This is a genomic window from Streptosporangium sp. OZ121 (assembly GCF_051918885.1).
In the GTDB taxonomy this organism is placed as follows: Bacteria; Actinomycetota; Actinomycetes; order Streptosporangiales; family Streptosporangiaceae; genus Streptosporangium.
Genome location: NZ_JBPXMC010000003.1, coordinates 241,854 through 259,873 on the forward strand (window position 1 = coordinate 241,854; position 18,020 = coordinate 259,873).

Here is an 18,020-nt window from a genome sequence, read left to right on the forward strand (position 1 = left end):
GTCGCTCAAGTCGCTCAAGTCATCGCCTCCAATGCGTTCCTGAGCCGGATGAGCAGGCTGACGTCGGCCGGGTCCCCGTTCGCCCTGGGGAGCCAGTCCGACGTCTCCGGAGAACCCGTGCCGGCCGCCGGGATCTCCGTGGCACCCCTCGTCCGCCTGGGCAGCGGTGCCGGTGCCTCAGGAGTCCCGGGAGTCCCGGGAGTCTGTGCCGGAGCGGTCTCCGGGAGGCGGAGCAGCCCGGACGAGGCGAGCTGCCGTACGGCGAGCAGTACCGAGTACGCGGGACGGCCCAGCTTGCGCGCCAGGTCGGCCGGGGTCGCCGTGGAGTCGGCGCCGACGAGCACCTCCCACTGGAGCGAGCTCAGCACCACCCGCTGGGCGCCGATGCGTCCCAGCGGGACGACCGGGAGCGTGTCCAGCTCCGCGGACGGCCAGGTCTGTTCCAACTGCGCCTTCCTTCGCTCGCACTCCCGGAGCAGGCCGGTCGCGTCGAAGTACCACTGCGGTCCGAGCCAGTGCCGCTCTCCCCGCCGGAACCTGGGCCGGTGCCCGGTGGCCTGCAGCAGGAAGTACGCGGCGTCGAGCACCGCGCTCAGCACGCAGAACTCCAGTTCCCCCCTGGTGAGCAGGCCCCGCGCGACCAGCTGCTCGCCCCCCGACGGCTGGGGGGTCAGCGCGTCAGGTGGCCGGCGGCCGGCGGCCTGCCTGACCTGCCGTACGGCGTGGGCGGATATCCCGCGGCAGGCGCCCAGCAGGTCCTCCAGCCGGGGGGCCGCCGCGCTCTCGGCGTAGGTCACGCGACCGTCGGTGAGGTAGATGACCCCCGCCTTGCCGAGTCGCAGGGAGCCGGTGGCGTGGTCGCCGGCGAGCCCGCTGAGGATGTTCTCGACGTTCGGCATGATTTCACGTCGATATCAGACGGCCGGAAAGGGCCTGGAGCCGGTGGCGGGCCAGTGCCAGGTTCGAGCGTTCGAGATCGAGCCTGACATAAATGACCAGAGGGCCGTCGAAAAGCGTTTCCAGCGGCCGCAGCAAATGGTGGCCGCCGTCCGTGGTGATGATCATGTCGTTGATCCGGACCGTGCCGCCGGGCGAGGCGAGGGCGAGCCCGTCGAGCGTCGCGCGCAGGGTCTCGCTCAGCCCCGCGGCCGACCTCTCCACGTCGGCGTGGCGGCTCGCGCCGCCGGTGGCCACCGCGGTCCCGCTGGTCTGATCGATGAGGATCGCGTCCAGGGCGCCGGGGATGGCCATTACCTCGGTGAGGCAGTCTTCGATTCCGAGCACGTGCTCTCCCTCGCCAGCGACTTCAAGCGTCGCCCGGTCAGCGTAGGGACACCTCTCGGTAACCGAACTTCCTCGCTAGGGCTTTGATAGGAGAAGGCATACGATTCTCCAACCGAGTAGGAAGTTACATACCCTGGGTGGAAATCAACCCGTTGGCTCGTCGGTGATGAGTGCCTTTTCGTCCGGCTTGAAAACAAGAATGTTCTTCACATAGGAATTCACCGCGGCGGGCAGCCCGACGTCGTTCCCGGCCTCCTCCGACATGTACCAGCGGTGGTCGAGCACCTCGTGGAAGAACTGGGCGGGCTCCAGCTTGCCCCGCAGCTCCTGGGGCACGGCCAGCACCGTGGGCTGGAAGACCTCGGCCAGCCAGCGGTGGGCCACGATCGCCTCGTCCTCGTGGCGGAGGCCGTGCGACACGCGGAAGGAGTCGAGGTCGTTGAGGAGGCGCCTGGCCTGGTTCTCCTCCACGTCCAGGCCGGTCAGCCGCAGCAGCCTGCGCTGGTGGTGCCCGGCGTCCACGACCTTGGGCCGGACGATCAGCCGCCCGGTGCCCGCCTTGCGGCGGACCATCATCTCCGCGACGTCGAACCCCAGGGAGTTCAGCCGGCGGATCCGCTGGTCGATCATGTGCCAGTCGACCTCGTCGATGATGTCGTCGGAGGTGAGCTCGCTCCAGAGGCGGTGGTAGCGGCGGACGACCGAGTCGGCGATCTGCTCGGGGTCGATGGAGGGGTGCAGCAGCTCGCCCGCCTCCAGGTCGAGCATCTCGCCGAAGATGTTGGTGTGCGCGACGTCGATGTCGTACAGCCGCTGGCCCTCGCTGAGCATGGGGTGCAGCTCGCCGGTCTCGGCGTCGACCAGGTAGGCGGCGAAGGAGCCCGCGTCCCGGCGGAACAGGACGTTCGACAGCGAGCAGTCGCCCCAGTAGAAGCCGCTGATGTGCAACCGCACGAACAGCACGGCCAGGGCGTCGAGCAGCCGGTTGAGCGTCTCCGGCCGGACCGTCCCGGACATGACCGCGCGGTAGGGCAGGGAGAACTGCAGGTGCTGGGTGACGAGCGCCGAGTCGAGCGGCTCGCCGTTCGCGTCGGTCCGCCCGGTGACCACGGCCACCGGCTCGACGGACGGGGTGTCCATCCGGCTCAGATCCCACAGCAGGCGGTACTCGCGCTTGGCGTAGTACTCGCTGATCTCCTTGATCGCGTACACCTTGCCCGACAGGCGGGCGAAGCGCACCACGTGCCGGGAGATGCCGCGGGGCAGGGAGACCAGCCGGTGCTCGGGCCACTGCTCCAGCGGGACGTCCCAGGGCAGGCGGATGAGGTCCGGATCGCTCGGGGCGCCGGTGAGCTGGAGGGGCATGCGGTCAGTCCTCGCGACGGGAAGTCCGGCGGTGTGCCGGTCGGACGGGTGGTCGTGCCGTGGTCAGTCCTCGCGGCGGGGGAAGGCGGGCGGGTCGAAGGCACGCCGGACCACGTCGGCGAGCTGCTCCTCGGTGAGCACGCGGGGCTCGCCGACGCCCTTGGCCCGTACGTAGACCTCGCAGAGCCACTCCAGCAGCCGGGTCGCCTCGAAGGCCCCGTCCAGGTCGTCGCCGATCGTGACCCCGCCGTGGTTGGCCAGCAGCGCGGCCCGCCGGTCCTTGAGGGCGGCCCTGACGGAGGCGGCGAGCTCGGGGGTGCCGTAGGTGGCGTACTCGGCGACCCTGACGGCCCCGCCGAGCAGCAGGACGTTGTAGTGGATCGGCGGCAGCTCGCTCATGGTCGTGGCGACCACGGTGCCGAAGACGGAGTGGGTGTGCACGACGGCGCCCGCGCCGGTGGCCGTATAGACCGCCAGGTGCATGGGGGTTTCCGAGGACGGCCGCAGGTCGCCCTCGACGAGGTGGCCCTCGATGTCGACGACCGGGCAGGCCTCGGGCTCCAGCCGGTCGAGGGAGACACCGCCGGGCGTCACGGCGACCAGGTCGCCCGCGCGCACGCTGAGGTTTCCCGCGGTCCCGACGACCAGTCCGGTCGCGGCGGCCCGGTGGCCGTACTCACACAGCAGTCGGCGCTGCTCGGCCAGCAACATGTCCCCAAAAGTAGGGGGTTGCGGTATCAGGCGGCAAACCCTCATTATCTGGTCTAGACCGGTTGTTGCTCCTCGATGACCGGGGAGCATGGTTCCTTTACCTTCCCATCGGCCGCGCGTCAACGGTTTGCCGGGAAATATCGGCTACTGTGTGCCGTTCTGTCATTGGATTGCACTTCCCTGGCGTTTGGTTTCTACCGGATATGTCGCGAGGACATCACGGCTCGGTCTAGACCGGATACGAGCTCTTGACGGTGGACTCCGGGGGTACGTACCTTCGGGCAAACGTTTAGGAAACTTTCCTAATTGATCCCCCGTTCAGGAGGGTTACATGTCCAACTCGGCCGGTACGCCCGGAGATATCACCCGGCGGCAGATGCTCCGCCGGATCGGCATGAGCGCTCTGATCGCCGGCCCCGGCGCCGGACTGCTCACCGCCTGCGCCACCAGTGGCGGCGCGGCCCCCGCGGCCCCGGCCTCCGCGGCCCCCTCGGCGGGCGGCGCGGTCTCCGCGGCGAACCCGTTCGGCGTCGCCGCCGACGCGCCCCTCGAGGTCGTCATCTTCAAGGGCGGCCTGGGCGACAGCTACGCGACCGAGGTCCACGAGCCGCTGTACAAGAAGGCGTTCCCGCAGGCCCAGATCAAGCACGTCGCCACCCAGCAGATCGCGCAGACCCTGCAGCCGCGGTTCGCCGGCGGCGACGTCCCCGACATGATCGCCAACTCCGGCACCGACCTGATGGACAACGGCGCCCTGCAGCAGGAGGGCCAGCTCCTGGAGCTCACCGAGCTGTGGGACGCCCCCTCGATCGACGACCCGAGCAAGAAGGTGCGCGACATGGTCGCGCCGGGCACCGTCGAGTCGGGCCTCATCAGCGGCAAGCCCTACCTGATGAACTACGTCTTCTCCGCGTACGGCCTCTGGTACGACTCCGCGCTGTTCGAGAAGAACGGCTGGACCCCGCCGAAGACCTTCGAGGAGTTCAAGGCCTTCGCCGAGAAGGCCAAGGCCGCCGGGATCACCCCCTTCGCGTACGCGGGCAAGAACGCCGCCTACTACGCGTACTGGATGATCCTCATCTCCGCCGCGAAGATCGAGGGCAACCAGATCCTGGTCGACGTCGACAACCTCGTCGACGGTGTCTGGCAGCGCGACGCCATGAAGCAGTCCGCCGCCGCCTGGGCCGAGATCGCCAAGTACATGGACAAGTCCTTCGAGGGCCTGATCCACACCGAGGTGCAGCTCCGCCAGAACCAGGGCAAGGTCGCGCTCTACCCCTCGGGCTCCTGGCTGGAGAACGAGCAGAAGGACCAGACCCCGGAGACCTTCAAGTACGCGCTGTCGCCCACCCCGAGCGTCACCGCCGCCGACAAGATGCCGTTCGAGGCCATCCGCGCCGCCGCCGGCGAGGCCTACATCGTCCCCGCCAAGGCCAAGAACCCCAAGGGCGGCCTGGAGTACCTGCGCATCATGCTCTCCAAGGAGGGCGCGCGCGGCTTCACCGAGAAGTCGGGCAACATCACCGTCGTGACCGGTGCCGCCGACGGCCTGGAGCTGTCGCCCGGCAACGCGAGCCTCAGCGCCGCCCAGACCGCCGCCGGCCAGAACATCGTCACCTTCAGCAGCTTCGAGAACTGGTACAAGGAGTTCGAGACCGAGCTGCGCAAGCAGACCAACGCGCTCATGTTCGGCCGCATCTCCGCCGACGAGTTCTGCGAGAAGATGCAGAAGGCCGCCGACAAGACCAAGTCCGACTCGTCCATCACCAAGCAGAACCGGACGGTGTAGCTCCCGATGCGGCAGGGCAAGTATCCGTTCATCGTCGGCTTTCTGGCCGCGCCGGTCCTTCTCTACGTGGTCTTCGTGATCAGCCCGTACATACAGGCTTTCTACATCTCGATGACCAACTGGAAGGGCATCTCGGCGAACCCCCAGTTCATCGGCCTGGAGAACTTCACCAGGCTCTTTGACGACGAGGTCTTCTGGGCCGCGGTGCGCCACCACGGTGTTCTGCTACTTGTCATGCCGCTGGTCACGATCGTGATCGCCCTGTTCTTCGCCTTCCTGCTCAACCTGAGCGGCGGGCAGCGGGGCGGCCAGATGACCGGGATCTGGGGCTCGAAGGTCTATCGTGTGATCTTCTTCCTGCCCCAGGTCCTGGCCGTGGCCATCGTCGGCGTGCTCTTCCAGGCGATCTACCGCCCGGACGGCACCGGCGTGATCAACGGCCTGCTCGGCAAGGTCGGCATCGACCCGGTCGGCTGGCTCATCGACCCGGACATCGCGCTGCTGTCGATCATCGCGGTGATGGTCTGGCAGGCCGTCGGCTTCTACGTGGTCCTGTTCTCGGCAGGCATGTCCTCCATCCCCAAGGACGTGTTCGAGGCCGCCGCGCTGGACGGCGCGGGCCGGTTCACCCTGTTCTTCAGGATCACGATCCCGCTGCTGTGGGACACCATGCAGGTCGCCTGGGTCTATCTGGGCATCGCCGCCTTCGACGCCTTCGCCCTGGTCCAGGTCCTCTCGGTCGACCGCGGCGGGCCTGACAACTCCACGACGGTGCTGCCGATGGAGATCTGGCGCACGGCGTTCAACTTCTCCAAGTTCGGCTACGCGTCCGCGATGGGCGTGGCGCTGTTCTTCATGACCATCACGTTCGCCGCCCTCACCCTGCGCGTGACCCGGCGCGAGAGGATCGAGTTCTGATGGCCACGGACACGGCGCGCAAGCCCGCCTCCCGCCCCGCCGCCCCCGCGCGCCCCGGGCGCCGCGTGAAGAACCCGCTCGGGATCTTCGGCGCGCTGTCCCACGTCGCGCTGCTGGTCTGGGCGCTCCTGATCATCGGTCCGATCCTCTGGACGTTCCTGTCGTCCTTCAAGACCAACACCGAGATCTTCGGGGACGCCATCACCCTCCCGGCCTCCTTCGGCTGGGACTCCTGGGGCCGGGCCTGGGAGAAGGCCCACATCGGCCAGTACATGCTGAACACCGTCTTCGTGGTGGCGTGCAGCACGGCGGGCACCATGCTCCTGGGCTCGATGGCCGCGTACGTGCTGGCTCGCTACACCTTCCCCGGCAACAGGCTCATCTACTTCCTGTTCGTGTCGGGCATGACGTTCCCCGTCTTCCTCGCGCTGGTCCCGCTGTTCTTCGTGGTGAAGAACCTCGGCCTGATCGACACCCACCTCGGCCTGATCCTGGTCTACATCGCCTACTCGCTGCCGTTCACCGTCTTCTTCCTGTCGGCGTTCTTCAAGACGCTGCCCACCTCGGTGGCCGAGGCGGCGATGATGGACGGCTGCTCGCACACCCGGACGTTCTTCCAGGTCATGATGCCGATGGCCAAGCCGGGCCTGATCAGCATCACGATCTTCAACATCCTGGGGCAGTGGAACCAGTATCTCCTTCCGATCGTGCTGCTCTCCGGCAACGTCGAGAACAAGTGGGTGATCACCCAGGGTGTCGCCAACATCTCCACCAGCGCCGGGTACGAGGCCGACTGGCCGGGCCTGTTCGCCGCGCTGAGCATGGCCATCATCCCCGTCATGATCATTTACATCATCTTCCAGCGCCAGATCCAGTCGGGCCTCACCTCCGGCGCCGTCAAATGACCGGATCCGGTCAAAATACGAGCTCCGGCGAGTAATCCCAGGAGTGTCGTCGGGAGTCGTTCATATTCGGAACGACTCCTGTCCCCTCCCCACGGAGAACCCGACACATGGCCCACCTCGACCAGGACTTCCCCTTCCCCTTCTTCGGCGCGGGGGAGGCGAGCTACTACATGTGGGCCGAGGTGCACGTACGCTTCGCCCGGCAGCCGAGCACCTCCCAGCGCGCGGTCATCGTCGACACCGTCCCGGCACCCCTGCGCGGGGCGCTCGACTGGTGCGAGGGCCGCCAGCTGATGGTGGCCAGCGGCCTGTTCCTGCACGGCACGGTGGTCCGCTCCTACCCGGTCGCCCCCGGCGAGTCCGACCGCATCGGCGACGACGGCTGGCTGTACGCAGCCCCCTCCCGGATCGCCGCGCTCAACGCCGACATCGAGAGATGGCTGCTGCGCATCCACCGGGAGTGCCCGATCCTGGCGGTCTACCGCGCGGAAGACCCCGACAGCGGCGGCACCCGCCTGTCGGACTGGCACGAATGGAGCCTCGCCCGGCTGCCCGGCCTGCTGCCCGAGCTGGAGCCCCTCCTCGACCAGGCCAGCCACGCCACCTCCATGGCCCAGGGCATCATGGCCATGGCCCGCCGCGCCGGAAGCCTGCCCAGGCTTGGCGTCTTCGCCGGAGACATGATCTCCTGGGAGGATGAACCTGCTTGACGACTCCGCGGTGGACGAGCGGCTGACCGGCCTGCCCGAGTGGCGGCGCGAGGGCGACGAGATCCGCCGCACGATCACCGCCACCGACTTCCCCGCCGCGATCCGCATCGTGGACGAGATCGCGGTCGAGGCCGAGAAGCTCGACCACCACCCCGACATCGACATCCGCTGGCGCACCCTCCACCTGGCGCTCAGCACGCACAGCGCGGGTGGCCTGACGGAGCTCGACTTCACCCTGGCCGCCCGCATCGACGAGATAGTCTCGGCCGGCGCCTGAACCGCTCCTCGGCCGATCATGACCGATCCGGGACACGGGCCGCGGGAGTTCGGCCGGACGCCGTCCTCGCCCCTCGCGGAGCTCGACGACCCCCGGCTCGCCCGCGCGGGCGTACGCGTGATCCTGAAGCGCGACGACCTGATCCACCCGCTCCTGCCGGGCAACAAGTGGCGCAAGCTCAAGTACAACCTCGCGCGGGCCGCCGAGCTGGGCCACGAGACCCTGCTCACCTTCGGCGGCGCCTACTCCAACCACGTGCGGGCCGTCGCCGCGTCCGGAGCCCGCTTCGGGTTCCGGAGCGTCGGCGTCATCCGGGGCGAGGAGCACCTGCCGCTCAACGACGTGCTGGCCTTCGCCGCGCGCTCGGGGATGCGGCTGGTCTACATGGATCGCACCACCTACCGCGCGAAGGGCACCGCGCCCGTGGTCGAGGAACTCCACCGCAGGTTCGGCCGGTTCTACCTGCTGCCCGAGGGCGGCAGCAACGAGGAGGCCGTCCGCGGCTGCGCCGAACTCCCCGGGGAGATCGACGTGCCGTTCGACGTCGTGTGCTGCCCCGTCGGCACCGGGGGCACGCTCGCGGGCATCGCCGCGGGGCTGGCCGCCGGACAGCGGGCCCTGGGCTTCTCCGTCCTGCGGGGAGCGCGGTTCCTGGCCGACGACGTCGCCAGGCTCCAGGCGGCCACCTACGGCGAGGTGTCGGCCAACTGGACGATCGACCACGACTTCCACGCCGGGGGCTACGCCAGGCGCGCCCCCGGACTGGACGCGTTCGCCGACGACTTCGCCCGCCGGCACGGGATGTCGCTCGACCGGATCTACGTGGCGAAGATGATGTGGGGCGTCTTCACCCTGGCGGAACGCGGGGCCTTCCCCAGGAACACCACGGTCGTCGCCGTGGTGACGGGTCCGATGGAGGCGGCTCCGTCCTCCCGTCCCGCGCGGGCCGACGACGACGGGTGTCTCCGGCTCCCGCCGTGAGCTCCGCCTTCCCGCGCGGCGCGGGAACCGTCCGGCCCCCGCCGCGGATCTCCGGGACGGCGTGGCCGGGAGTGGTCAACACCGAGCGTGGTCGTATGATCACTCGATATGGTGGGCGCTGCTCTTGTCCGGCCCGGTCAAGGAGATCGTGGATGCGCATTCTGGGAGTTCTCGCCGCCGTCGCCCTGCTCTGCGCGGGCTGCGGCGAGCAGGTCGCCGCGCCCCGTCCGGCCGGTCACAGTCCCAGCGCGGGTCCGAGCGCCGAGGGGATCCGCCTCGCCGGGGGCGGCACGTTCACCAGTCCCGCGCCGCGCGCCACCGTCATCGTCTACGACACCGCGCTGGTGCCCCCCGGAGCCTCGGCGCGGGTCACCGTGGAGTCGGGAGCGGTGCTCGCCACCGCCAGGGTCGTCGTCAAGGGCATGCTCCACAATCGCACCTACGGGGCGCACCTGCACGTCAACGCGTGCGGCTTCGAACCGGAGGACGCCGGGCCGCACTACCGGCACTCCCACACCCCGGCGAGCGCCGAGAACGAGGTCTGGCTCGACTTCACCACCGACGTCCGGGGCGACGCCATCGCCACCACCACCCAGGACTGGGCGCTCGTCCCGGGCCGGCTGCCTAGGTCGCTCGTGATCCACGCCAAGCCCACCCGCACCACCGGCACCGAGGTCGGCGATGCCGGCCCCCGCGTCGCCTGCGTCACCCTCACCGAACGCTAGGCCCGGCACGGACCCGGCATGAGTCCGGCGGGCTCCGGTGCCGGGCTCATGGCGCCCCCCGGCCGCGATGTTCCGGTCCGCGCCGGAGGCCGGGCTCCGCATCGGGTCCCGGAGGCCGGGCTCCGCGCCGGATCCCGGCCTCCGGGCCGCGTGTTCCGCGATCAGGCGTGGCCGGCGGGGATGGTGCCGAGACGACCGGCCTGGTAGTCCTCGAACGCCTTCGCCAGCTCCGCCTGGGTGTTCATCACGAACGGTCCGTAGTGCGCGACCGGCTCGCCGATCGGGCGGCCGCCGAGCACGATGACCTCCAGGTTGGGGCTGCGGCTCTCCTGGGTGCCTGCCGCCGAGAGCGTGATGGTCTCGCCGTCGGTGCCCAGGCCGGGAAGGTTGCCGAAGCCGTCGAAGACGGCCAGCTGGCCCGACTCGATCGGCTGCCGGTCGCCGCCGACGGTGCCGCGTCCCGACAGGACGTACGCGAGCGCGTTGAAATCCTTGCGCCAGGGGAGCGTCAGCCGGGAACCGGGGCTGAGGGAGGCGTGCAGCAGGGTGATCGGCGTCCGGGTGGAGCCGGGGCCGGTGAACTCGCCGACCTCGCCCGCGATGAGGCGGACCAGCGCTCCGCCGTCGTGGCTGCTGAGCAGCACGACGTTGGTCCTGCCGATGTCCTGGTACTTCGGCGCGACCATCTTCTCGCTGCCCGGCAGGTTGACCCAGAGCTGGATCCCGTGGAACAGGCCGCCCTTCTGGACCAGCCACTCCGGGGGAGCCTCCTTGTGCAGGATGCCGCCACCGGCCGTCATCCACTGGGTGTCGCCGTCGGAGATCGTGCCCCCGCCGCCGTGCGAGTCGGCGTGGTCCATCACGCCGTCGATCATGTAGGTGACGGTCTCGAAGCCCCGGTGCGGGTGCCAGGGGGTGCCCTTGGGCTCGCCCGGCGCGTAGTCGACCTCACCCATCTGGTCCATCATGATGAACGGGTCGAGATACTGGGACTTGATCGTCGCGAGTGCCTTGCGGACCGGGAAGCCCTCTCCCTCGAATCCGCTCGGTGCGGTGGTGACGGCCAGCACCTGGCGCTCGCGGGTCGCGTTCAGCGGCTGCGGCAGGCGGGGCAGGGTCAGCGGGTTCTCTACGGTCACGGCCGGCATTGTGGATTCCTTCCTGCGGTGTTCGCAGGTGATAACTCAGTTGATGTTTCAACTATTCCATGACGGACGAGGCCGTGACAACGAAGTGCCACGGCCTCGCCGGCGAAGCCCGCCCACCTGCCCGCCCACCTGCCCGGCCGCCTGCCCGGCCGCCTGCCCGGCCGCCCGTCCGGGGGCCCGTCCGGGGGCCACCTTCCGGCGGCTGTTCACCGCCGCCCCTGGAAGGGACTACTTTCCGGTGGCCAGCGCGAAGCCGCCCCGGCTCAGCGAGATCAGCTCGGGGGCCGTGACCCGCTCGTCCAGCGCGCCGGCGGGGTCGCTGGTCAGCGCGGTCACGACGTAGGTCCTCCCCCCGGCCGAGCGGGCCAGGTACGACAGGTCGAAGACCCCCATCTCGGAACCGCCCTTGGCCCAGACCAGCGGCCACTTCTTCTCGTCGAGCCCGAGGCCGACGTCGTTGGCGGACATCACCGCGCTCACCTGCTTGCCGCCCAGCTTGAGAAGCCCCGCGTAGGCCCGGCAGACGTCGCGGGGCGAGCCGAACCACTCCAGCGTGTCGATCTCCCTGGGCTTCTGCCAGAGCACGATGTCCGACAGCGACTGCCCGGCGACCGTGTCCTTCAGGTAGGCGCGCTTGCCGGCGGTGTCGAGCGCCAGGTAGGCGCGGGCCTGCGCGGGGTGGTTCACGCCCTTGAGCAGGAAGACCTCGCGCGTGGTGAGGAAGGGGAGGTTCCGCTCGGGACGGCTCGACCACCGCCGTACCTTGGCCTCCACCGCCTTGCGGCCGACCGTGTGGATCAGGACGTCGGTGGCGGTGTTGTCGCTGATCGAGATCATCAGCTTGGCGGCCTCCCTGACCGTGGTGGTGCTGCCGTCGGGGCGGCCCGTCAGCCCGTCCTCGCCCAGGCTCTTCCACTCGGGCTTGATCGTGAGCTTGGTGTTCCAGCTCAGCCCGCCGTCGCGGATCTTCTCGGCCACGGCGCCCAGCACGTACAGCTTGAAGATCGAGCCCAGCGGCCGTACCGTGTCCGGCGCCACGGCGTGCGCGACGTCGCACCTGCCCCGCGCGTCGATCTCGGCGGCCAGGAAGCCCACCCGCGGCGCGACCTCGCGGAGCCGGGCGTCGAGTTGCTTCCAGCTCTTGGGAGCGGCGGGCACGGAGGGCTCGGGGGGCGTCAGCCCGAGCAGGTTGATCTTCCCGTCCCCGTCCACGCCGAGCTGCAGGGTGAACGCCTGCTCGCCGATCACCCCTGTCCCGGCCAGCGCGGACGGCGTCTCCTTGGTCAGCTTCTCCAGGCGGAACCCCTTCGACGCCTTGAGGAAGGCGTTGACGCCGTTGACCGTGAGCGACGACAGGTAGCCGGAGTTGAGATGCTCCTTGAGCTCGCTCTCCGCCAGCGGTGCCCGGTCCGGCGCGCCGAGGAACCAGCGCAGCTGCCGGCCGGCGGGGCTGTCCGGGATCTCCGGCTCGGCGAAAGGTCTTCCCGCCGTGACCGTCCCAGCCGTGACCGCCCTCGCTGTGACCGCCCCGGTCGTGACCGCCGACGCGGGGACGGCCAGTGGCAGGGCCGCCACCGGAACGGCCGTGACGGCGACGGCGACGGCGAGCAGGCGCTTCGATCGGAACGGCAACCGCATGAGATGCTCCTTGGGATGTTCTCCGGCGTTGCGGCCATCTCCCCGATGGCCCTCATCCGAAACTAGGAAGCGTTCCCGGCTCGCGACACCCGGCGGTCCTCCGTCCCGCCGGTGCGGCGAACCGCACCGGATGTGCGGACAACCCCCTGGACGGCGGAGCCCGCGGCAGGTCACCCTACGTCCCATGACGTCCACGGCCTCCCGAACCGCTCCGGCACCCGCGTCACCGCCGGGCCCGTCGGCGTCCGCCCTGGTCCGCCCCCTCGCCGTGTCCATGGCCGCGGTGTCGGTGGCCGGGATGGTCGCGGGCGGCGTGCTGGAGGCCGGTGTGCCCGTGCCGCTCAGCCAGTGGCTGTTCGTCGTGGCCTGCGCGCTGCTGCCCTCGGTCGGCCTGCTCATCGCGGTCAGGCGCCCCGACAACCCCTACGGCTGGCTGCTGCTGGTCACCGCCGCCTGCCTCGGCCTCGGCTGCCTCGGCGTGGGCGTCCTGGTGGCATACGGCGACGCTCACGGCCCCCTCGCCGTGGCCGGCGCGCTGCTCACCTCGCTGTTCTCGGGCTTCTACGGTCTGAGCTGGGTGTTCATCCCGCTGATCTTCCCCGACGGCAGGTTGCCCTCGCCGCGCTGGCGTCCGGTCGCCTGGATCGCGGGGGCGGCGATCCTCCTGCACTGGCTGGGCATCCTGCTGAGCCCCGACGAGGTCTACGCCTCGACCTTCTCGTACGGCAACCCGCTGGGGCTCGAAGGCACGGCCGGGCTGCTCGCCGCCCTGGTGGGCGGGTTCGGGCAGCTGGTGGTCTTCCTCGTGGCGCTGTCGGTGCTGGCCTCCCTCGTACTGCGCCGGAGGCGCGGCACCCTCGTCGAGCGACGCCGCCTCCGCTGGATGATCCTCGGGATGGTGGCCGCCCTGGGCGGCTCCGTGACAACAATGATCTTCGGGCAGGGTGGCCAGGCGGTGAGCTGGGTCGGCGTCGTGACGGCGGTGGCCGCGCTGCCCGCGGTGATCGCCACCGTCGTGTTCCGCCACAACCTGCTCGACATCCGGATGGCGGTCAGGGGCTCCAGGCTCTTCCTGGTCTTCGACCTCAGGCCGACGGTGGACGAGCTCCTGACGGAGCTCGGGCCGGGCCTGGAGGAGGCGGACCCGGTGGAGCAGCTGGGAAGGCTGGCGGAGGCCGTACGGGCGGGCCTGGAGACGCGGTGGGCCGCCGTGACGCTCGCGGACGGCACGCGGGTGGTGGCGGGCGAGGAGGACGGGGAGGCGGTGCTCACGGTCCCGGCGGGGCTGGGGCACATCGCCTGCGGCCCCAAGGTCGCGGGGCGCTTCAACGCGGAGGACCGCAGGCTGCTCGGCTCGCTCGCGGTGCCGATCGGGCTGGCGATCCAGAGCGCGGGGCTGGCGGCACGCCTGGTCAACGCCCAGGAGGCCGAGCGGCGGCGGATCGAGCGCAACATCCACGACGGGGCACAGCAGCAGCTCATCGCGCTGATCGCGGGACTGGAGCTGGCCCGCGCCACCGGGGGTGGCCCCGGCAGCCTGGCGCTCCTGCGTGAGCAGGCCCGCCAGACCCTCGCCGACCTGCGGGAACTGGCGGCGGGCATCCACCCGTCCGTGCTCAGCCAGGGCGGCCTGGCGGAGGCGGTCGAGGAGCGTTGCTCGCGGCTGCCGGTGGCCACGACCGTGACGGCCGATGCGGCGCTCCGCTCGCGGCGCTTCCCCGACGAGATCGAGGGAGCCCTGTACTTCACGGTCAGCGAGGCCGTCGCCAACGCGCTCAAGCACGCCGAGGCCTCCAGGATCGAGGTGCGGCTGGCCTGGTCCGGCGGGCGCCTGCGGGCCACGGTCTCCGACGACGGCAGGGGCTTCGAGCGGGGCGATCCCGGCCGCGGGGGGCTGAGCGCGCTGGCCGACCGGATGGCCGCGCTCGGCGGCGGCCTCGACGTCTCCTCGGTGCCCGGCGAGGGCACCCTGGTCGGTGCCTGGGTTCCTGCGCCGGGCTGAGGGGCCGGGCTGACCTGCCGGGCCGGAGGGACGGCGAGCGGGTCAGCCGAAGACAGCGGGCGGGGGGACGGGGATGACCACCGCGTCGCCGTCGTTCAGCGGGCGGGCTCCGGCGATGAAATTGACGATGTCCTCGCCGTGCACGCAGCGGGCCTGCGTGAGCCCGCCCGCGGCCCTCCGGGTCAGGTCGGAGACGGGCAGGGGCACGCGGGAGGCGGCGACGATGAGGTTGCCGAAGCGGCGTCCCCGCATGACGCCGGGCTCGGCGAGCAGCACCACCTGAGGGAAGGTGCCGCGGACGGTGGCGAGCACCCGGCGGGTGAAGGCCAGCCCCTTGCCGTCGGCGACGTTGATCAGCAGGGTGCCGCCCGCGCGCAGGACGCGGGCGACGTCCCCCATGTACTCGGAGGTGGCCAGGTCGATCGGCATCGTGGCACCACTGAAGGCGTCCAGCACGAGCAGGTCCGCCGAGGCGTCGCCGAGCCCGGCGGTGGCGGTGCGGCCGTCGAGGATCCTGACCTTGAGCCGGGGCACCGACTTCAGCCGGAGCTGGTCCCTGACGAGCTGGACGAGCCCCTCGTCCGGCTCGGCGACGACCTGCCGGGACCCGGGACGGGTCGCCGCGACGTAGCGGGGCAGGGTGCAGGCGCAGCCGCCCACGTGCACGGCGTCCAGCGGACCCTCGTCGAGGAGGTCGATGACGTCGGCCATCAGCCGGACGTACTCGAAGTCGAGGTAGGTGGCGTCGTCGAGGTCGACGTACGACTGCGGCACGCCGTCCTTGGAGACGACCCAGCCGGAGGGCCGGTCGAGGTCCTGCAGGAGATCGACCTCGCCGAAGGTCACCGGATATCGCCCCGGCATCGGCTCCCGCGCTTCCCGCCTGCCCATCGGTCCGGTCCTCTTTTCCCTGATGCGAACCCGAAGGGGAAACCATATGCGCAGCCGCGACCGGTTGACGCCATGTAGGACAGCTGACCTTCTCCCCTCCCTGAAGGGAGGGGATTCCCAGGGTCGCCCCAGGGGTTTCCTGTTTCATCGGGCCGTGCCTCCCCGGAAAACTCCGGGACCGGTCTTACCGGCCCTCCGCAGGCGTTTTCCACCTGCTGGTGCCGAACGCCTGCTGGAGCGGCACGTTCGACACCTCGCGCAGGAACTCCGGGTGCGGGTCCTGCTTCCACGTGGTCAGCCAGTTGGCGGTTTCCACGTACGAGGTCGAGACGCGCTCGTCGGTGTGGCGGCGGTTGCGTTCGGCCAGTGCCTTGTTCCAGATCAGCCGGACACACCCGAACGTGCGGACCAGTAGATCCGCTTGCTCGGGGGTGGGGTGGAAGCGGTGTTTGAAGGCCCGCTTCACGATCTGGGACATGCTTGACGTGATACCGCATGATCATGTTAAGCGTACCGGCCGGTTCCGGCCCACCTCCGCCCTGAACGGCGGAGCCTGCGGCCTTTATGAACGAGATCACAACCTACGGATGCGTAACTTACGCTAGCGTAGGTTCATGGCCCCGATCCTTGCCGAAACGCTCGCAGAGTCCGTCAAGCCCCGTCTTCGCGGCTGGTTGCACGCCGGGGCGCTGCCCGTGGCGCTCGTCGCGGGATTCGTCCTCGTCGCGCTGGGGCCCACCCTGGAGGCGAGGCTCGCCGCCGCGATCTACGCGATCACCTCCGGCCTGCTCTTCGGCATCTCGGCCACCTACCACCGCGGGACGCTCTCCCCGCGCTCGGAGGAGGTGCTCCGGCGCCTCGACCACGCCAACATCTACCTGATCATCGCGGGGACCTACACGCCGTTCGCGCTGCTCGCCCTGGACGGGGCGGCCGGCGCGGTGGTGCTCGGCGTGATCTGGACCGGCGCGATCGCCGGGGTCCTCTTCCGGGTGCTGTGGACCGCCGCCCCTCGATGGCTCTCGACCGCGCTCTACATCGCCCTCGGCTGGACGGCCGCCTTCGTGCTGCCCCAGCTCGTGGAGGGCGCGGGGGTGGTCGCGGTGGTCCTGCTCTTCCTCGGCGGGGTCCTCTACACGGCGGGCGGGGTCGTGTACGGCATGCGCCGGCCCGACCCCTCTCCCCGCTGGTTCGGCTTCCACGAGGTCTTCCACGCCTTCACCGTCGCCGCCTACCTGGCGCAGTACGTGGCGGTCTCGCTGGTGGTCTACGCGGCGGTGTGACGCGCCGACGGGGTCCTGTACCGCCTGGCCCGTCCGGCCCGTGTCATCCCGCGTGCCGTCCGCCCGTCCCGCGCCAGGCCCGCTCCACGCCAGGCCCGCCCGGCTCGTCCCGCGCCCGGCCCGCCCGGTCCGCTCAGCTCGCGGCGAGGGCGAGGCGGCGGGCCGCGAGCTCGGCGTAGAGCGCGGCCCCGTCGGGCAGCACCGCGTCGTCGAACCTGGCCTCGGGGGCGTGGTTGTAGGCGGCCCTGCCAGGATCGACGTCCGCCGGGCAGGCGCCGAGTGCCACGAAGGCCGACGGCACCTGGTCACAGACGAACGAGAAGTCCTCGGAGCCGGTGAACGGCTGGGGAGCCTCGACGAAGCGCCGCTCGCCGTAGACCTCGCGGATGGCCTCGCCCGCGAAGCGGGCTTCGGCGCCGTCGTTGACCGTGACCGGGTAGCTCACCTCGTAGTCGGCGTCCACCTCCAGCCCGTGTGCCGCCGCGATGCCCCTCACCAGGGTCACCGCCCGTTCCTGGACGCGCGCGTGCGCGGTGGCGGAGAAAGACCGGACCGTGGCCTCGAAGCGGGCCTCCTCGGGGATCACGTTGTCGGCGCTGCCCGCGTGGAAGCTGCCGACGGTGACGACCACGGGGTCGAACACGTCGAACCCGCGCGTCACCATGGTCTGCAGCGCGGTGACCATCTCGCACGCCGCGGGGATGGGGTCCTTGGCGCGGTGCGGGGAGGCGCCGTGGCCCCCCGCGCCGCGCACGGTCACCGTGAACCTGTCCACGGCGGCCATGATCGGGCCGCTCCGGGTCACGAAGACGCCCTGGGGGAGTATCGAGCTGATCACGTGCAGGGCGTAGGCCGCGACCGGGCGCTCGCCCGTCACGTCCAGCACGCCCTCGTCGATCATGATCTTCGCGCCGCCGGGGCCCTCCTCGCCGGGCTGGAACATGAAGACCACGTTCCCCGCGAGCCGGTCGCGCCCGGCGGCCAGCAGGTGCGCCGCGCCCGCCAGCATGGTGGTGTGCAGGTCGTGGCCGCAGGCGTGCATCCGCCCGGCCATCCGGGAGGTGACCGCGGCGTCGCCCCGCTCGGTGACCGGCAGGGCGTCCATGTCGCCCCTGAGCAGCACGGTCGGACCCGGCTGGGAGCCGCGCAGCACGGCGGTGATCGAGCTCAGCCTCTCACCGAGCCGTATCTCCAGGGGCAGGCCCGACAGCGCCGTCAGCACCTTCTCCTGCGTGCGCGGCAGGTCGAGGCCCAGTTCCGGCTCCCGGTGCAGGGCGTGCCGGAGGCGGACCAGCTCGTCCCGCATGTCGGCTGCGGATTCGCGAAGGGACATCGGGCTTCCTCCTGGCAGTCGTACGGCCTTATCGCACGATAGGCCGATTTAACCGGTTTG

18 protein-coding genes are annotated in these 18,020 nt (G+C 70.5%); 9 read left to right on the forward strand and 9 right to left on the reverse strand.

The window, feature by feature from the left end; genetic code table 11:
- Positions 1–14: 14 nt before the first annotated feature.
- The 4 genes from ACTOQ1_RS08750 to ACTOQ1_RS08765 form a co-directional block, all read right to left on the reverse strand.
- The gene (locus tag ACTOQ1_RS08750) at positions 15–899 is read right to left on the reverse strand and encodes a hypothetical protein (protein ID WP_440065747.1); all 885 of its coding nucleotides are present in this window, start codon (positions 897–899) and stop codon (positions 15–17) included.
- Between the two features lie 4 nt (positions 900–903).
- The gene (locus ACTOQ1_RS08755; RefSeq protein WP_440065748.1) at positions 904–1,284 is read right to left on the reverse strand and encodes a roadblock/LC7 domain-containing protein; all 381 of its coding nucleotides are present in this window, start codon (positions 1,282–1,284) and stop codon (positions 904–906) included.
- Between the two features lie 144 nt (positions 1,285–1,428).
- Entirely contained in the window at positions 1,429–2,649 is a 1,221-nt protein-coding gene (locus tag ACTOQ1_RS08760; protein WP_440065749.1) for a DUF4032 domain-containing protein, read from the reverse strand.
- 63 nt (positions 2,650–2,712) lie between these two features.
- Positions 2,713–3,360 (reverse strand): class II aldolase/adducin family protein, encoded by a 648-nt coding sequence (locus tag ACTOQ1_RS08765; RefSeq protein WP_440065750.1) that lies wholly within the window; start codon positions 3,358–3,360, stop codon positions 2,713–2,715.
- Between the two features lie 331 nt (positions 3,361–3,691).
- Between ACTOQ1_RS08765 and ngcE the strand changes: the two genes are divergently transcribed.
- From ngcE to ACTOQ1_RS08800, 7 genes are all read left to right on the forward strand, one after another.
- On the forward strand, positions 3,692–5,149 hold the full coding sequence (ngcE, locus tag ACTOQ1_RS08770; RefSeq protein ID WP_440065751.1) for an N-acetylglucosamine/diacetylchitobiose ABC transporter substrate-binding protein: 1,458 nt from the start codon (positions 3,692–3,694) through the stop codon (positions 5,147–5,149).
- A gap of 6 nt (positions 5,150–5,155) precedes the next feature.
- The gene (locus tag ACTOQ1_RS08775; protein ID WP_440065752.1) at positions 5,156–6,067 is read left to right on the forward strand and encodes a carbohydrate ABC transporter permease; all 912 of its coding nucleotides are present in this window, start codon (positions 5,156–5,158) and stop codon (positions 6,065–6,067) included.
- Positions 6,067–6,972 (forward strand): carbohydrate ABC transporter permease, encoded by a 906-nt coding sequence (locus ACTOQ1_RS08780; protein ID WP_440065753.1) that lies wholly within the window; start codon positions 6,067–6,069, stop codon positions 6,970–6,972. The genes ACTOQ1_RS08775 and ACTOQ1_RS08780 overlap by 1 nt, the downstream gene beginning before the upstream one ends.
- A 107-nt stretch (positions 6,973–7,079) precedes the next feature.
- The gene (locus ACTOQ1_RS08785) at positions 7,080–7,682 is read left to right on the forward strand and encodes a hypothetical protein (RefSeq protein WP_440065754.1); all 603 of its coding nucleotides are present in this window, start codon (positions 7,080–7,082) and stop codon (positions 7,680–7,682) included.
- Positions 7,669–7,959, forward strand: coding sequence for a 4a-hydroxytetrahydrobiopterin dehydratase (locus tag ACTOQ1_RS08790; protein WP_440065755.1), 291 nt, complete (start codon positions 7,669–7,671; stop codon positions 7,957–7,959). Before ACTOQ1_RS08785 ends, ACTOQ1_RS08790 begins: the two co-directional genes overlap by 14 nt.
- A gap of 18 nt (positions 7,960–7,977) precedes the next feature.
- Positions 7,978–8,940, forward strand: coding sequence for a 1-aminocyclopropane-1-carboxylate deaminase/D-cysteine desulfhydrase (locus ACTOQ1_RS08795; protein ID WP_440065756.1), 963 nt, complete (start codon positions 7,978–7,980; stop codon positions 8,938–8,940).
- A 152-nt stretch (positions 8,941–9,092) separates the two neighbouring features.
- Positions 9,093–9,665, forward strand: coding sequence for a hypothetical protein (locus ACTOQ1_RS08800; protein ID WP_440065757.1), 573 nt, complete (start codon positions 9,093–9,095; stop codon positions 9,663–9,665).
- 161 nt (positions 9,666–9,826) lie between these two features.
- Here ACTOQ1_RS08800 and ACTOQ1_RS08805 read toward each other — a convergent pair whose 3' ends face one another.
- Together ACTOQ1_RS08805 and ACTOQ1_RS08810 are read right to left on the reverse strand one after the other, a co-directional pair.
- The gene (locus tag ACTOQ1_RS08805; RefSeq protein ID WP_362687463.1) at positions 9,827–10,813 is read right to left on the reverse strand and encodes a pirin family protein; all 987 of its coding nucleotides are present in this window, start codon (positions 10,811–10,813) and stop codon (positions 9,827–9,829) included.
- 228 nt (positions 10,814–11,041) lie between these two features.
- The gene (locus ACTOQ1_RS08810; protein ID WP_440065758.1) at positions 11,042–12,451 is read right to left on the reverse strand and encodes a serine hydrolase; all 1,410 of its coding nucleotides are present in this window, start codon (positions 12,449–12,451) and stop codon (positions 11,042–11,044) included.
- A 184-nt stretch (positions 12,452–12,635) separates the two neighbouring features.
- Here ACTOQ1_RS08810 and ACTOQ1_RS08815 point away from each other — a divergent pair, with 184 nt between their 5' ends.
- Positions 12,636–14,453 (forward strand): ATP-binding protein, encoded by a 1,818-nt coding sequence (locus ACTOQ1_RS08815; RefSeq protein ID WP_440065759.1) that lies wholly within the window; start codon positions 12,636–12,638, stop codon positions 14,451–14,453.
- A 42-nt stretch (positions 14,454–14,495) separates the two neighbouring features.
- On the opposite strand, the gene ACTOQ1_RS08820 is transcribed toward ACTOQ1_RS08815, so the two are convergent.
- Both ACTOQ1_RS08820 and ACTOQ1_RS08825 read right to left on the reverse strand, forming a co-directional pair.
- Positions 14,496–15,344, reverse strand: a complete 849-nt coding sequence (locus ACTOQ1_RS08820; protein ID WP_440065760.1) for a spermidine synthase — start codon at positions 15,342–15,344, stop codon at positions 14,496–14,498.
- 184 nt (positions 15,345–15,528) lie between these two features.
- Positions 15,529–15,822 (reverse strand): helix-turn-helix domain-containing protein, encoded by a 294-nt coding sequence (locus ACTOQ1_RS08825; RefSeq protein ID WP_440065761.1) that lies wholly within the window; start codon positions 15,820–15,822, stop codon positions 15,529–15,531.
- A gap of 136 nt (positions 15,823–15,958) precedes the next feature.
- Here ACTOQ1_RS08825 and trhA point away from each other — a divergent pair, with 136 nt between their 5' ends.
- Positions 15,959–16,627, forward strand: coding sequence for a PAQR family membrane homeostasis protein TrhA (trhA, locus tag ACTOQ1_RS08830; protein ID WP_440065762.1), 669 nt, complete (start codon positions 15,959–15,961; stop codon positions 16,625–16,627).
- A 133-nt stretch (positions 16,628–16,760) separates the two neighbouring features.
- Here trhA and ACTOQ1_RS08835 read toward each other — a convergent pair whose 3' ends face one another.
- Complete coding sequence (locus ACTOQ1_RS08835) at positions 16,761–17,960, reverse strand: M20 metallopeptidase family protein (protein ID WP_440065763.1); 1,200 nt, start codon at positions 17,958–17,960, stop codon at positions 16,761–16,763.
- Positions 17,961–18,020 lie beyond the last annotated feature (60 nt).